Raw genomic sequence first — 14245 nt, 5'->3', positions numbered from 1 at the left:
CGAAAGAAACCCTTTGCAACGGCAATGGTGACAGTCCCTCTGATTTCAGCCCTGAACATCGACTACCGGCCTTTGCAGGAGTTGTTAGCGGCGGGAGCTTGGCTGGAAGCGGATCGGCTGAGCCTGCAACTGCTGTGCCGGGCGGCGGGGGAGGGGGCGGCGCGGCGGGGCTGGCTGTACTTTTCCGAGGTGAGCCGGATCCCGGCAGAGGATCTGCGCACCATCGATGGCCTGTGGCGGGCGGCCTCCGGGGATCGCTTCGGCTACTCGGTGCAGCGGCAACTCTGGCTGGGGGTCAACCGCAACTGGGAGCGCCTCTGGCCGCTGATTGGCTGGAAGCAAGGCTACCACTGGACTCGCTATCCCGACGAGTTCACCTGGGATCTGTCCGCTCCCAAGGGCCACCTGCCCCTTTCCAACCAACTGCGGGGGGTGCGGGTGCTGGAGGAGCTGCTTACCCACAGAGCTTGGGAAGACCTATCCGGCTGAGCGTCTTTTGAATCTTATTGAATCTAAGTTGGATTGGACTGTGGCCGAGCAACTGCAACTGACCCAATTTCCCCACCTGCCCGGCGATCTGGCCCAAGCCTGCGAGCAGGCCATCCAGGCCACACGCCTGGCCCTGCAAGCGGGATACCGCCGCTTGCTCATCGAGATCCTGGCCCCCGACATCAAGCCGGAAGTCTTGGCTCGTCCATTTTTGGAGTTGGTGCCGCCACCGGCTTTGGTGTTGTTCAGCGATGCCGGCGGAGCGGCCCTGGCCCAGCGGGAATGGGGATCCCTCCCCGACGGGATCCAACTGCAGAGCCTGACTGCCCGCACCCAACCTACGCCAGAACAAAGTGTCCTGTTCGTGATGCCGGCGGTTTACAGCCTGGATCAGGTGGAGCGGGTTTGCCAGTTGGTGAGCGGCGGCGATCCCTCTGGGCTGGCGGCCAAAGGCCGGGATCCCAAGCCCGTCGTTCTCCTCAACCCGCAACTTCAGGATGCCGCCGCAGTGGGGGTGGGGTTGGCCGGGCGCCGGCTGCGGCAACGCTTCCTGAGCACCTTTGAGACCAGCTACTACCTGCGCTCGCTGGTAGAAGGAGCCCTGTTTCGCGCCTACCCGGATCCCTGGAGCGTGTGGCAGCAGGAAGAGCCCGGCCTCTACAGCGTCCTCAAAACCTTTAGGGCTCGGCCCAGCGGCGAAGAAGTGGCCGAGCTGTTCAGGGCCAGCAAGAGAGGGGATCCCTGGTGGAGCTGGCGGCGCTGGCTGGGCGGGATCCCATGATCGACCTGCAGCTTCAAGACTGGTGGTCGCGGCAACGGCTCACCCAGCTTAGCTACCCCAACCTATCTCTCAGCGGCGCAAGTGTGTCTTTGCGAGTCATTTTAGAGCCATTTAAAAACGTCGGCGCGATCTGGTATTCAAAGATTTATGGAGAGTATCAGGATAATGTTTTATTGCTGGCCTGCTCTCCAGATTTAGAAGGACTATCGGATCGTGTAAGATGCCTAGAACAGTCTCCTATTCAGAAACTTTGCCGAGAAAATTTTTCCAAACATTTTACTGAATATTTGCTAACTGATGCCGTCGCCTATGAATTAGAAATCCGATTTGAAGGCAAAGACTTTCTTGTTGTCGACCAAGAGAGGCTTGGAAATAGAGTTGTCCACCAAATCTACATTCACGACAACTGCTTTTTCAAACCCGTAGAGGACGATCTCCTAAGCAAGATTATCGGTTGCGTTCTTGAGCAACATAGCTTCTACTTAGGGCAGGAAATCGACTGGTCAGAGATCTCGGCGAGATTAACTGATCACTTGCTCACTTCGAGCAAAATCGAGATCCAAAGCGATCCCAAGAGGCAACATGTGTGGATCCCACAGCTAGAAGAAAAAAGTATCCTCTCGGATCCCTTTTTCAAAAAGCTTTCGGCCAGGGCACAGTGGTTATTGAAGGCAGATAAGCCCGTTTTAGAAAGAAAAAAGCCACTGCCTGAAGGGTTCGCCAGCATCTAATGCTTCTGATGATATTTTTGCCCCCTAGCTGCAGCACCTTCCCCAGGGCAGACTGCTCGTATCGCTGCTCCTATCGGAAAGGGACTGGGGGTGAGGGGAGAGACTGGAAGGGTCAGCGGCGCGACGCGCCAGGGCATTGTCTCAAACTACTCTGATATCGATCCCAAAGTTCCAATCCAGTTCCAATTTCGGTGATAGAATCACAACACGCTAGGAGTGTCTGGGGGCTGCCCCCAGGCTGAGATTACATCCTCAGAACCTGATCTGGGTCATACCAGCGTAGGAAAGCGAGTACCGGAGTTGACACCATGCGCAGCGAATGGGTTGCCCGCCGTCGTGGGCAAGCAAATGTTACGCAAATGCACTTTGCCCGGCAGGGCGTGATTACCGAAGAGATGGACTACGTGGCTCGGCGAGAGAACCTACCGCCGGAGCTGATCCGCTCAGAAGTGGCGCGGGGCCGCATGATCATCCCTGCCAATATCAATCACACCAACCTAGAGCCCATGTGCATCGGGATCGCCTCCCGCTGCAAAGTCAATGCTAATATTGGCGCCTCCCCCAGCTCCTCTGGATTAGCCGAAGAGCTGGAAAAGCTGAAATTGGCCATTAAATACGGCGCCGATACCGTTATGGATCTGTCCACCGGCGGCGGCGACTTGGACGAAATTCGCACGGCTATTATCCAAGCTTCTCCGGTGCCCATCGGCACGGTGCCCATCTACCAAGCTCTAGAAAGTGTCCATGGCAATGTCGAAAAACTCTCGGCAGAAGATATCTTGCACATCATCGAAAAGCAGGCCCAGCAAGGGGTGGACTACATGACCATCCATGCCGGGATCCTCATCGAATATCTGCCATTGGTGCGCAACCGTCTCACAGGAATTGTCTCTCGCGGAGGTGGGATCCTGGCCCGTTGGATGTTGGCCCACCACAAGCAAAACCCGCTCTACACCCACTTCCGCGACATCATCGAGATCTTCAAGAAATACGATGTTTCTTTTAGCCTGGGCGATGCTTTGCGGCCCGGATGTCTGCACGATGCTTCTGACGAGGCCCAGATGGCGGAGTTGAAAACCCTGGGGCAGTTGACCCGCATGGCCTGGGAGCACGATGTGCAGGTGATGGTGGAAGGGCCAGGGCACGTGCCGATGGATCAAATTGAGTTTAACGTGCGCAAGCAAATGGAGGAATGCGACGAGGCTCCTTTCTACGTTTTGGGGCCGCTGGTAACCGATATTGCCGCTGGCTACGACCACATCAGCTCTGCCATTGGGGCGGCCTTGGCCGGCTGGTACGGGGCGGCGATGCTCTGCTACGTAACTCCCAAAGAACACCTGGGCTTGCCCAATGCCGAGGATGTGCGCAACGGCCTCATTGCCTACAAAATTGCCGCCCACGCTGCCGATATTGCCCGCCACCGTCCTGGGGCCAGGGATCGAGATGACGAGATGTCCAGAGCCCGCTACAACTTTGATTGGAACCGACAATTTGAGTTGTCTTTAGACCCAGAGCGGGCGCGAGAATATCACGACGAGACCTTGCCGGCAGATATCTACAAAACGGCGGAGTTTTGCTCGATGTGTGGACCGAAGTTCTGCCCCATGCAGACCAAAATGGACGCAGAAGCGTTGAGCGAGCTGGAGCGATTCTTGGCCAAGCAGCCAACAGCTTAGGCATTAGCTTGCCCTGGGCCTCGAACGAAGTTGGAATCGACCTTGGTTCCATCCCTGCTCTCGGGGGAGTGGGGAGGGGCTCTCTCTGCAAGCTATGCTGGGTTATAGAGAAACCCTTGCGGTTGTCTCTGTGGAGGAGAGAGAAGAGCATGGCACTGAAGCAACTTGGACATGTTGCTGTCCGCGTAGAAGACATCTCTAAGGCAGTAGAGTTCTACGAAAAGTTGGGGATGGTCAACGTCTGGAAGGATCCCGACTGGGCCTATATGAAAGCCGGAGACGATGGGCTGGCACTCTTGGGGCCGGGCTACCGGGCGGCAGGGCCCCACTTTGGCTTTGTCTTCAGCAGCAGGGAGGAGCTGGAGGAGCAGCATCGGCGCTTGCAAGCCGCAGGGATCCCGGTAGGGGCCATTCACAGCCATCGGGATGGCACTGCCTCCTTCTATGGCAAGGATCCCGATGGCAACCTGTTTGAGTTTCTGTACGAGCCGCCAGGCACTTTTGACCAAGCCAAGGCCAAGACAGCCGAGGCAAGTGCTTGAGCTCTGAACTGCTATCGCGCACAAGCAAGCTAGGGGCCGTGGGCGTCCTTCTGTAGCCCTAAGCAATCTTGCTGAGCAGCCCAGCTGCCCAATCGAGAAGACGGTTCACTTCTTCTGAGGTTCTGGCTTCCGAGTAGAGCCTCAGCAGAGGTTCGGTGCCGCTGCCCCGGATCATCACCCAACTGCCGTCGGCAAGGCTAAACTTGTGGCCGTCGCGATCGAAATGCTTGATTACCTTTTGCCCCAGGATCTCAAGGGGGGGATCCGTCTGTAGCTGCTGGAAGAGCCGGGTTTGTTGACCTTGATCCGCCAGGTGCAGGTCGCGGCGTAGGTAAACTGAGGTGAACCCTTCCCGTTCTTGCAAAGCTCGGTAAAGGGCGCTCAGATCTTGCCCGGTTTCGGTGACGGCTTCGATCAAGTACAGGGCAGAGAGGAGGGCATCCCGCTCGGGGATGTGGCCCAGATAGCCGATGCCGCCCGATTCTTCTCCCCCCAGCAACACCGGTGTGCTCAGCATGCGCTCGGCGATGTACTTAAAGCCCACCGGCGTTTCCGTAACTGGCAGGCCATAGCGCTCGGCCACCTTCACGAATAGCTCCGAGCCGCTGATGGTTTTGACGATCTCGCCCCGCAGGCCGCGCCGCCCCGCCAAGTGGTCGATCAAGATGGGAATGAGGATCTGCGGGCTGAGAAAATGGCCTTGCCCATCGAGGGCAGCAATGCGGTCGGCATCGCCATCGAAGACCAGACCCATCTTTAACGGGGCGGGATCCGCTGCGATGATCTGGGCAGAGGTCTGCAGGTTTTGCGGCAGCGGCTCCGGTGGGAACCCGCCAAACAAGGGATCCCGACGTGCCTGCAATTCGATCACCTTCTCCCCCAACAGGCGGCTGAGGCCCCCGGCGCCAGAGCCAAACATGACATCCACCCAGATCTTGGCCGGGGATCCTTTGAGCTTCTCCAGATCCACAAAGCGGCTGAGCTGAGCCAGGTAGCCGGGCCAGGGATCCCAGGTTTCGATGGGGGCTGGGTTGGATGCGAGAGGTTGCAGGTGGTGCAGCTCCTGCTCGATGGCGGCGGTAACCTCCGGCGGCACGGAGCCGCCAAATCCGCCTTTGACCTTGAGGCCGGAATAGTGGGGCGGGTTGTGGCTGGCGGTGATCACCAAGGCGCCGTGGCAGCCGCGCTCTTTGGCCGCCCAGCTAAAGGCCGGTGTCGGGGCCACACAGGCAGAGAGATAAACCGGGATCCCCAGCCGCGCCACCACCTCGGCAGCGTGGGCAGCAAATTTTTCTGAGAGAAAGCGGTTGTCGTAGCCGATCAGGATCCCTGCCCCAGGATAGGTGCGGGCCAGCACCTGGGCGCTGGCCTGGGCGGCAATGCCCAAGTTCTGGAAGGTAAAGCCATCGGCGATCACGGCTCGCCAGCCGTCAGTGCCAAAACGAATGGAGTTCCCGGCCATGATTGCACCCAGATCCACCCCGACTACAGAGAAGGATAGCTTGGTAGCCCTGCACTTGAGGGCAGGGCGGAAAAGCCCGTAAGCAACTTTAGTGGCTCGCCAAGAGTTGCCACCAAGGCGTACCGTTCCCAGGCGAGCACCGACCGGTGGCAAGCGTCCGAACGTCTCAGCCAACCTGCAAAGACTTCGTCCCGCTGACGCCATCAGAAGAGTAAGCAGAACCTTGGGGCTTTGCCTCGAGGAACTGTCTGGGGGCGTCTTGACAGCGCCTTTACGAGGTCGTTGTTGAACTGCGTAAGAATCCCCTGCCTTTAGGCGGTGGGAGTGTCAAATAGCACGGCGGAGCCGCCACCCCACTCCCCCGTTTCAAAAACGGCAGCGGCTGGGTGGGGTCGCAAAAGCTGCGGAAACGGCTACAGTAACCTGGAAAGCGTTCCGCTCCTAATGAGCCATGACTCAGCAACTGACTCTCGACGGACTGGGATCTGGATCGGGTGGGGGATCCCGTCTAGGGCGAGTAATCGTAACCGATTTGCAGGGGGAGATGCAGCGCTCCTACCTGGAATATGCCATGAGCGTGATCGTGGGGCGGGCCTTGCCGGATGTGCGGGATGGCCTCAAGCCGGTGCATCGCCGCATCCTCTACGCCATGCACGAGCTGGGCCTGACGCCGGATCGCCCCTACCGCAAGTGCGCGCGCGTCGTGGGGGACGTGCTGGGGAAATATCACCCCCACGGGGATCAGGCGGTCTATGACGCGCTGGTGCGCATGGCACAAGACTTTTCCAGCCGCTACCCCCTGGTGGCGGGGCACGGCAACTTCGGCTCGGTGGACGACGACCCGCCGGCGGCCATGCGCTACACGGAGTGTCGGCTGGCGGAGCTGAGCCACACAGCCCTTCTGCAGGGGATCTCCGAAGCAATTGTGGACTTTATGCCCAATTTCGACGGCTCCCAGGCGGAGCCCACCGTCCTGCCGGCCCGCCTGCCCATCTTGCTGCTCAACGGCTCTGCTGGCATTGCCGTGGGCATGGCCACCAACATCCCGCCCCACAACCTGGGGGAAGTGGTGGACGGCCTGCTGGCTTTGATCGACGAGCCCGATCTCAGCCCTGAGGAGCTGTTGCGCTGGATCCCGGGGCCGGACTTTCCCACCGGCGGCCAAATTGTCGATGGCCAGGGGATCCGCGAGGCCTACCTCACCGGCCGCGGCTCCATCACCCTGCGGGGAGTGGCCCGCTTTGAGGAGATCCAGCCGGGCAGAGGACGCCACCGCCGGCCCGCCCTGATCATCAGCGAGTTTCCCTATCAGGTGAACAAGGCTGCCTGGCTCGAGAAGGTGGCCGAGCTGGTCGCCCAAGACCGTCTCAGCGGCATCGCAGATTTGCGGGATGAGTCGGATCGCAGCGGCATGCGCGTGGTGGTGGAGCTGAAGCGGGAGGCCAACCCGCAGGCGGTTTTGCAGCAGTTGTACAAGCTCACCCCCTTGCAGAGCACCTTTGGGGTGATCCTGTTGGCCTTGGTGGAGGGAAAACCCCAGCAGCTCAGCTTGAAGCAGATTTTGCAGCACTTTTTGCAATTTCGCGAGGCCACTCTCAAGCGGATGTTTCGCGCCGAACTGCAGCAGGTACAGCGCAAAGCCGAAGAGGTGGCGGGGATGGTGCTGGCCCTGGCCGATCTGGAAGGGGTAATCGACCTGCTGCGGCAAGCGCCCGATAGCGCCACGGCCAAAGCCCAGCTGCAAACCCGCTTGGGCTGCACCTCCCAGCAGGCGGAGACGATCTTGGCCATGCCCCTGCGCCGCCTGACAACCTTGGAGCGGGAGCGCCTCTATCAAGAGCAAGCCGAGCTGCAGGCCCGCATCGCCGAGCTGCAGGGACTGCTGCAAGATCGCCGCAAGCTCTTGAATTACCTGAAAAAAGAGCTGCGACACTTGAAAAAAACCTTTGCGGATCCCCGGCGCACCCAGATTCTCTCGGCCTCGGAACTGGAAGCGGAGGCGGCCCAGATCCCCGGCGGCGAAGCCGGCGAAGACAGCCGCTTTCTGCTGCAACTCACCCGCAAAGGCTACGTGCGCCGCCTGCCTCTGCCTGGGCCTCGCTCCCGCAGCAACCCGGCGCAGCGGGAATTGGGAGAAGATACCCTGGTCAGCCTGGAATGCGTGACCCCAGAGCAGGCAATCTTGGTGCTCACCGCCAGCGGCAGGGCTTTCACCGTGCCCATCGAAGGGATCCCCCTCAGCACCGGCTCCTCGCGGGGGGTGCCTCTGGTCACCCTTCTCCCCAACCCCGAGCCGATTGTTGCCGCCTTCCCGTTGGATCCCGTTCGCGTCAGCGGTGCGGAGCACTCTCCCGGCGAGGCCAGCTTGGTGGTGCTCAGCCGGCAGGGGCGGATCAAGCGGGTGGCCTTGGCGGAGCTGGTGGGCCTCAGCCAACGGGGAGCCGCCGTCTTGAAGCTCAAAGAAGGAGACGAGCTGGGCTGGGCGGCCCTTTGGCATCCCGGCCACCAAGGCTACAGCGTTGTCCTGGCCACCTCCGGCGGGCGGGTGCTGCGGCTGGACGCCGAACAGATCCCCTTGATGGGTCGGGCAGCTATGGGATCCCCAGCTCTACGTTTGGGGCGCACAGAACAGATCGTCGGTATGGCGCTGCTGCCCCCGCAAGGGATCTTAGTTTTGGCCAGCCGGTCGGGGTATTTGAAGCGGCTACCCCTGGGCGAGATCCCCATCCTGGAGCAGGGTAAAGTGGGCGTGTCGGCCTTTCACTTCTCCAACAAAGGGGATGGCTTGGTGGGCTTGGTGGGTTTTCCCCCCGATCTGGCGGCGCACCCCCATCTGCAAGTGGATGTGATCGCGGAGTCCGAGCGGGTACACTCCTTCTCTCCTGAGGAAATTCCCCTGCAAGGCCGGTCCGGCGGCGGATCCCTGTTGGTCAAGGGGGAGCAGGTTAGGGAGTTGCGCCTGTTTTGGCCGCAGTGGCTGCCGGAGGGCGGGATTGGATAGCTCTGGAGCTTTTGGGGGAAAGCAGAAGTCTGGATCGCTAGGACAGAGAGCCATCCCCAGGCGAGGCAGAATCAGGCGGCTGGGAGCCGGGATCCGGCGCTTCGGGATGGCGGACAGGCTTAGGGAGAGTGCCACCTGACTTAAGAACCAGGCAGCGCACAGTTTGGTGCAGTTCCTCCAGCAAAATGCCGATGGCAGAGCGGAAGTCCCGGTGGTCATCCCGCATTTGCTCCAAAATGGCGCGGATGACTTCCTTACAGTCCTTCAGGATGTGCTGCTGCTGGGCGATGATCTGCACCAGCTCGCTCTGTTCCTTGAGCAACTCTCGCAAACAGGTACGCAGCTCGTCCACCTGGTTTTGCCAAAGGGCTTGCCCCTCTCGCAACTCCATGACGCTGGTGCGCAAATCGGCGGTGGCATCGCGCAGGGCTTCGCTGTGGCGCCGCTCGGCCTCCAGTTGGCGTTGCTGCTCCTGCTGCTGTTGGCGCAGCTCGGAATTGGCCCTTAGGTTGGCTTCCGCCACTCTGAGCAATCGATCCAAGCAGGCCTCGGCGAGAGCCCAGCGCTCCTCCGGCAAGGAAGATCGGCCTCGGCTAGCCCGCCTGCGGAAATATCTTACGGTCACTGCACCTCGTACCTGTGGCAAGGACATTAGACTAGGCGTACACTCGAGCGAGGGAGTTTGTCCCAGCAAGTTGTCCATCGATCATACCGCTTTTCCCAACCCCCCCTGCAATTTGGGCGCGAAAAACCGTCCGAGCAGCTTCTGGGCCGCAGGGATCCATCCATCTGGCAGAGCACCCCTTGAGTTAGAAACAGCGGCCCAGCACCGCAGCCCAAGGAGCGAGGCTGCCTCTTTCCAGGGATCCCGGAAGTCCCTCTAGGATGAAGAAAGTTTGCAGAGAGGAAAGCCATGCTTTCACTAGCCAATCAGGTGGTGCTGATTACCGGCGCTTCTGCCGGCATTGGCAAGGCCGTCGCCCTGGAAGCGGCCAAACGCGGGGCCCGCTTGGTGCTGGCGGCCCGCCGGGAGGAGCTGCTACAAAACGTCAAGGACTTGGTGGAGAAGCAGGGGACAGAAGCGCTGGTGGTGCCCACCGACATGGCCGATACAGCCCAGGTGGAGGCGCTGGCCCAAAAGGCCCTGGATCGCTTTGGCCGGGTGGACATCCTGGTGAACAACGCCGGCTACGGCCAAATGGGACCGGTGGAAGAGGTGGATGTGGCGGCGATGCGGCGGCAGTTCGAGGTGAATGTGTTTGGTCTGCACGCCCTCACCCGCGCCCTCTTGCCCCAAATGCGGGAGCGGGGCAGCGGCCGCATCCTCAACCTCAGCTCCGTGGCCGGCCAGATGTCGATGCCTTTCAGTGGGGTTTACAGCGCCACCAAGTTCGCCGTGGAGGCCCTCAGCGACGCCCTGCGGGTGGAAGTGGCCCCTTTTGGCATCAAGGTTATCGTGATCGAGCCAGGGCCGGTGGCCACCGAGTTTGGCCGCGTGGCCGAAGAGACCTTTGCTGCTGTTGTCAATCCCAACGGCCCCTACAAAGCGATCTTGGACAAGGCTGCCGAGCTGGCCAGCTCGTTCCACAAAATGGCCTGGCCGGTGGAGAAGGTGGTGGAGCCGATCCTGAGAGCCATGACGGATCCCCACCCTTCCGACCGCTACACCGCTTTTACGGGCGGCAAGCTGGCGCTGGGGCTGATGCGGTTGCTGCCCGCCGCTCTGGCCGACCAAATGTGGCGGCGCGTCTACGGCCTGGATGCCCTGGGATCCCCCAAATCGGCCTAGTCGCCGATTGCAGGGATCCCTTCCCAGCGCAATTCCGGGCATTTCGTGCGGCAGGGTTGTATCTTGGGGGAGCGACAGGTTAAGTTTGTTGAAGGACTTTTAATAACCAGGTGTTCCCCTTCCCCATGAACAAACCTCTATCTCCCCAGCGCTGGCTAATTGCCCTCATGCTGGGCTTTTGTCTCTGGCAGGGATCCGGCCTAGCTCCTGCCCACGCCGCTCTGGCCTCTGCCCTCACCTATGACCGCTTCTTGCGCTATGTCGAGGAGGGTCGCGTTACCGATGTGCGCCTCCTCGATAACAACCTGGTAGCCGAAGTGACGGCTGTTGACCCACAAACGCAGCATTCCACCCGCTACCGGGTCAACCTGCTGCCCAACACCGTGCCGCAACTGGTGGATCGCCTCACCGAGCAGGGGATCGAGGTGGCTGTAGTGCCCACCCGCGATGGCAGCGCCTTCTGGGCGATCTTGGGCAACCTGGTCATCCCGGTGCTGCTGCTGGGGGGGTTGTTCTTGTTCCTGCGCCGCGCTGGCGGAGGAGCAGGCGGTCCTGGACAGGCGATGAACTTCGGCAAGTCGCGGGCCCGCTTCCAGATGGAAGCCAAAACCGGCGTCAAGTTTGACGATGTAGCCGGGATCGAGGAGGCCAAAGAAGAGCTGCAAGAGGTGGTTACCTTCCTGAAGAAGCCGGAGCGCTTCACTGCCGTAGGGGCCAAGATCCCCAAAGGCGTGCTGTTGGTGGGGCCGCCGGGGACGGGTAAGACCCTCTTGGCCAAAGCCATTGCTGGCGAGGCGGGAGTGCCTTTTTTCAGCCTCTCTGGCTCCGAGTTCGTGGAGATGTTCGTCGGCGTGGGGGCCTCGCGGGTGCGGGATCTCTTTAAGAAGGCCAAGGAGAATGCTCCCTGCATCGTCTTCATCGACGAGATCGACGCGGTGGGCCGGCAGCGGGGAGCGGGCATTGGCGGCGGCAACGACGAGCGCGAGCAAACCCTGAACCAGTTGCTTACGGAAATGGATGGGTTTGAGGGCAACTCAGGGGTAATTGTTATTGCCGCAACCAACCGCCCGGATGTGCTGGATGCGGCGCTCCTACGGCCTGGACGCTTCGACCGCCAGATCACCGTGGATCGGCCCAGCTTCAAGGGGCGCTACGAGATCTTGCGCGTGCATGCCCGCAACAAGAAGCTGGCAGAAGAGGTCAGCCTGGAGGCCATTGCCCGCCGCACCCCTGGCTTTGCCGGCGCCGATCTGGCCAACCTGCTCAACGAGGCGGCCATCCTGGCGGCCCGCCGTCAGCACAAAGCCATCACCAACCAGGACATCGACGACGCCATCGACCGCATCACCATTGGCCTGACCAAGCCGCCGCTATTAGACGGCAAAAGCAAGCGCCTCATCGCCTACCACGAGTGCGGCCATGCTCTGTTGATGACCCTCTTGCCCCATGCGGATCCCTTGAACAAGGTAACGATCATCCCCCGTTCCGGAGGTGCCGGCGGCTTTGCCCAGCAACTGCCCAACGAGGAGCAGATCGACTCCGGCATGTACAGCCGCGCCTGGCTGTTGGATCGGGTGGTGGTCGGTTTTGGCGGTCGGGCGGCGGAGGAGATCGTCTTTGGCTACTCGGAAGTGACGACGGGGGCCAGCAACGACCTGCAGCAAAACACCAACCTGGTGCGGCAAATGGTGACCCGCTTTGGCATGTCCGAGCTGGGGCCCCTGATGTGGGATCCGCCCAACAACGAAATCTTTTTGGGCGGCGGCTGGATGAACCGCGTCGAGTACTCCGAAGATGTGGCCGCCAAGATCGACCGGCAGGTGCGGCAAATCCTGGAGAGCTGCTACCAAAGAGCGAAGCAAATCCTGCTGGAGCACCGGGCGCTGCTGGATCGCCTGGCCGACACCCTGGTGGAACGGGAAACCCTAGATGGGGACGAGTTTCGGGCCATTGTGGCAGAATACGTGCCCATCCCCGAGAAGATCGGCTTGCCCAGCCCGAAGACGGCTTGAGGGATCCCCTCTCGCTGCGGGATTGATTAACCTGGGAGGGTGGTTGTTGGGGCCGGCGCCCGGCAACTGCCCTTTTGTTTTGCGGCTGTCGTCAGGTTGTGTCATGCTCTCTTCTCTCTCTGCCTTGCCGGTTCACCTCTACCGCTGCCTGAGCTGTGGTCAGGAAGGGCTGAACCTGCCACCGGGACGTGAGCCGGGAGCCGCGGCGGATCGGGTTTACTGTCCCCGTTGCGGCCAGATCTACCCCATCACCGCCTTTGGAGCGGTGGATTTTTTGGCCGCCGCGCGGGACTTGCCGCTCACTCCCGCTCAGGCCATTGCCCATCTGCCCGGGTTTGCCTGGGGCTACGATCGCCTCTGGCGGCCTTGGGCGCTGTCGCTGTTGTCGGGGGAGCGTTTCGGCAGCGAGCGGGAAGGCCAATTGCTGGCGGAACTGGTGGGGGAGGCAGATCCCGTCTTGGATTTGGGCACGGCAGGGGGGTACTGGAGCCGCCTCCTCTTGGCCAGGGATCCGCAGCGGACGGTGATCGGCCTAGACAACGCGACGGGAGTGCTGGCGGAGGCGGCCCAGCAGGCCCAGCCCCACTGGCAGCGCTACAGCCTGGTGCGAGCCCGGGCGGAGCAGCTTCCCCTGGCCTCTGGAGCCTTTGGGGCGGTGATCAGCGGCGCCACCCTGAACGAGGTGCCGTTGGATCCCTGTCTGCGGGAAGTGGCCCGTGTTTTGAAACCGGGAGGGGTGTTTGTCTCGATGCACAGCCAGCAGGTGCAGGGATGGGGGCAGAGGGTGCAGCAGTTGCTGGAGGCGACCGGCCTTCGCTTTTTCTCCGCAGACCAGTTGCGCTGGCACTTTGCCCAGGTGGGGTTGCGCTTGGAGCGCTATCTCAGCTTCGGCTGGGTGGCTTTTGTGCAGGCAGTGCGCCTCTAGGGGATCCACTCCAGGCCAACGCCAAAGCTGGATTCCCGCGCCAAGGTGGAGTGGCGCAGGCTGTAGCGGGCAGCAAGACGAAGGGAAGGGCTAATGGCGTAGGCGGCGGTGATCTCCGCTAGGGTGGCCTGTCCTTCTTCCGGCTCCTGCGGGGCCACCCAAGTGTAGCTGCCAGTCAAGTCGGCGGCTCCGGGAGCCAGGGCCAAAACAACAAAGGCCCCATAGCTCACCCCGCTGAGGCGGCGGTTTTTTTCTTCCAAGGCTCGATAGCCCAGTTGGGGGGCCAGGTTCAAGCGGGAGCCCATAGGGGCGAGAAAGTAGCGCACCTCTGACCCGTACTGGCGGATTTCTGGGTTCTCAGAAGATTGGCGATAGTCGCCGCTGAGGGTGAGGCGATCTCCCAGGCGCAAGTCCTGCAGGCTGATTCGCCACTCAGAAGCCGACTCGAAACCCGCCTGCAAACGGGTGGGCAAGACGGGAGTATTGCGGATTTCTTCCAGGAGATTGGGCGGACTTTGCAGCCAGCGGCGCAACACGGGGCTATCCTCCACAATTTGGCTATCCAGCCCCAGATCTAAAACGCCTGAGAGCGCGGTTGGCCGCGGATCTGCTTCCTTGCGGCCCGCTTGGGTCGAATGGGCCCAGGCCGGCCATGCTGGCATCAGCCCAGCCCCAAGGAGCAGCATACCCAAGCAAAGTCCTTTGCCAGATTGCCCTACCACCTGCAACCCCCGCCCCTCCCGTCCTTAACTGTAGCTGCTTCCAATAGGAGCTTTCACGCCAGCTCGCGGGCGCCGCGGCTCTCAGCAGCGTAGGATGACACCCCAAGGACGGTTC

At 61.3% G+C, this 14245-nt stretch carries 12 protein-coding genes and 1 riboswitch; of the genes, 9 read left to right on the top strand and 3 right to left on the bottom strand.

Translation table 11 applies throughout. The features are described 5' to 3' along the window. Window positions 1–24 precede the first annotated feature (24 nt). From ACVWXC_RS05130 to ACVWXC_RS05110, 5 genes are all read left to right on the top strand, one after another. Complete coding sequence (locus tag ACVWXC_RS05130) at window positions 25–489, top strand: GUN4 domain-containing protein (RefSeq protein ID WP_011428939.1); 465 nt, start codon at window positions 25–27, stop codon at window positions 487–489. A 40-nt stretch (window positions 490–529) separates the two neighbouring features. Continuing rightward, window positions 530–1270 (top strand): DUF1995 family protein, encoded by a 741-nt coding sequence (locus ACVWXC_RS05125; RefSeq protein ID WP_011428938.1) that lies wholly within the window; start codon window positions 530–532, stop codon window positions 1268–1270. Beyond that, window positions 1234–2001: a hypothetical protein gene (locus tag ACVWXC_RS05120; RefSeq protein WP_041438007.1), complete on the top strand. Its 768-nt coding sequence runs from the start codon at window positions 1234–1236 to the stop codon at window positions 1999–2001. The genes ACVWXC_RS05125 and ACVWXC_RS05120 overlap by 37 nt, the downstream gene beginning before the upstream one ends. Window positions 2002–2203: 202 nt before the next feature. Next, window positions 2204–2304, top strand: a riboswitch (TPP riboswitch). A gap of 5 nt (window positions 2305–2309) precedes the next feature. After that, window positions 2310–3677: a phosphomethylpyrimidine synthase ThiC gene (thiC, locus tag ACVWXC_RS05115; protein ID WP_011428936.1), complete on the top strand. Its 1368-nt coding sequence runs from the start codon at window positions 2310–2312 to the stop codon at window positions 3675–3677. Between the two features lie 149 nt (window positions 3678–3826). Then, the gene (locus tag ACVWXC_RS05110) at window positions 3827–4219 is read left to right on the top strand and encodes a VOC family protein (RefSeq protein ID WP_011428935.1); all 393 of its coding nucleotides are present in this window, start codon (window positions 3827–3829) and stop codon (window positions 4217–4219) included. A gap of 58 nt (window positions 4220–4277) precedes the next feature. On the opposite strand, the gene ACVWXC_RS05105 is transcribed toward ACVWXC_RS05110, so the two are convergent. Continuing rightward, entirely contained in the window at window positions 4278–5681 is a 1404-nt protein-coding gene (locus ACVWXC_RS05105; protein ID WP_099812648.1) for a phosphoglucomutase/phosphomannomutase family protein, read from the bottom strand. Between the two features lie 451 nt (window positions 5682–6132). Here ACVWXC_RS05105 and ACVWXC_RS05100 point away from each other — a divergent pair, with 451 nt between their 5' ends. Further along, a complete protein-coding gene (locus tag ACVWXC_RS05100; RefSeq protein WP_011428933.1) occupies window positions 6133–8682 on the top strand; it encodes a DNA gyrase/topoisomerase IV subunit A in 2550 nt (849 codons plus the stop codon). A 37-nt stretch (window positions 8683–8719) separates the two neighbouring features. Here the strand turns inward: ACVWXC_RS05100 and ACVWXC_RS05095 are convergent, their stop codons facing one another. After that, complete coding sequence (locus ACVWXC_RS05095) at window positions 8720–9205, bottom strand: hypothetical protein (RefSeq protein ID WP_240527883.1); 486 nt, start codon at window positions 9203–9205, stop codon at window positions 8720–8722. Window positions 9206–9595: 390 nt separating this feature from the next. Between ACVWXC_RS05095 and ACVWXC_RS05090 the strand changes: the two genes are divergently transcribed. The 3 genes from ACVWXC_RS05090 (at window position 9596) to ACVWXC_RS05080 (ending at window position 13408) form a co-directional block, all read left to right on the top strand. Continuing rightward, a complete protein-coding gene (locus ACVWXC_RS05090) occupies window positions 9596–10471 on the top strand; it encodes an SDR family NAD(P)-dependent oxidoreductase (protein WP_011428930.1) in 876 nt (291 codons plus the stop codon). Between the two features lie 125 nt (window positions 10472–10596). After that, a complete protein-coding gene (ftsH, locus tag ACVWXC_RS05085; RefSeq protein ID WP_011428929.1) occupies window positions 10597–12483 on the top strand; it encodes an ATP-dependent zinc metalloprotease FtsH in 1887 nt (628 codons plus the stop codon). A 103-nt stretch (window positions 12484–12586) separates the two neighbouring features. Further along, a complete protein-coding gene (locus ACVWXC_RS05080) occupies window positions 12587–13408 on the top strand; it encodes a class I SAM-dependent methyltransferase (RefSeq protein WP_099812651.1) in 822 nt (273 codons plus the stop codon). Here the strand turns inward: ACVWXC_RS05080 and ACVWXC_RS05075 are convergent. Then, the gene (locus ACVWXC_RS05075; protein ID WP_206336916.1) at window positions 13405–14070 is read right to left on the bottom strand and encodes a hypothetical protein; all 666 of its coding nucleotides are present in this window, start codon (window positions 14068–14070) and stop codon (window positions 13405–13407) included. The two genes, ACVWXC_RS05080 and ACVWXC_RS05075, sit on opposite strands and share 4 nt — an antisense overlap. Window positions 14071–14245: the final 175 nt, after the last annotated feature.

The organism is Thermostichus sp. OS-CIW-20 (genome assembly GCF_054061455.1).
The sequence above is the reverse complement of the archived record's forward strand: the minus strand, read 5'-3'. Positions and strand labels throughout refer to the sequence as shown.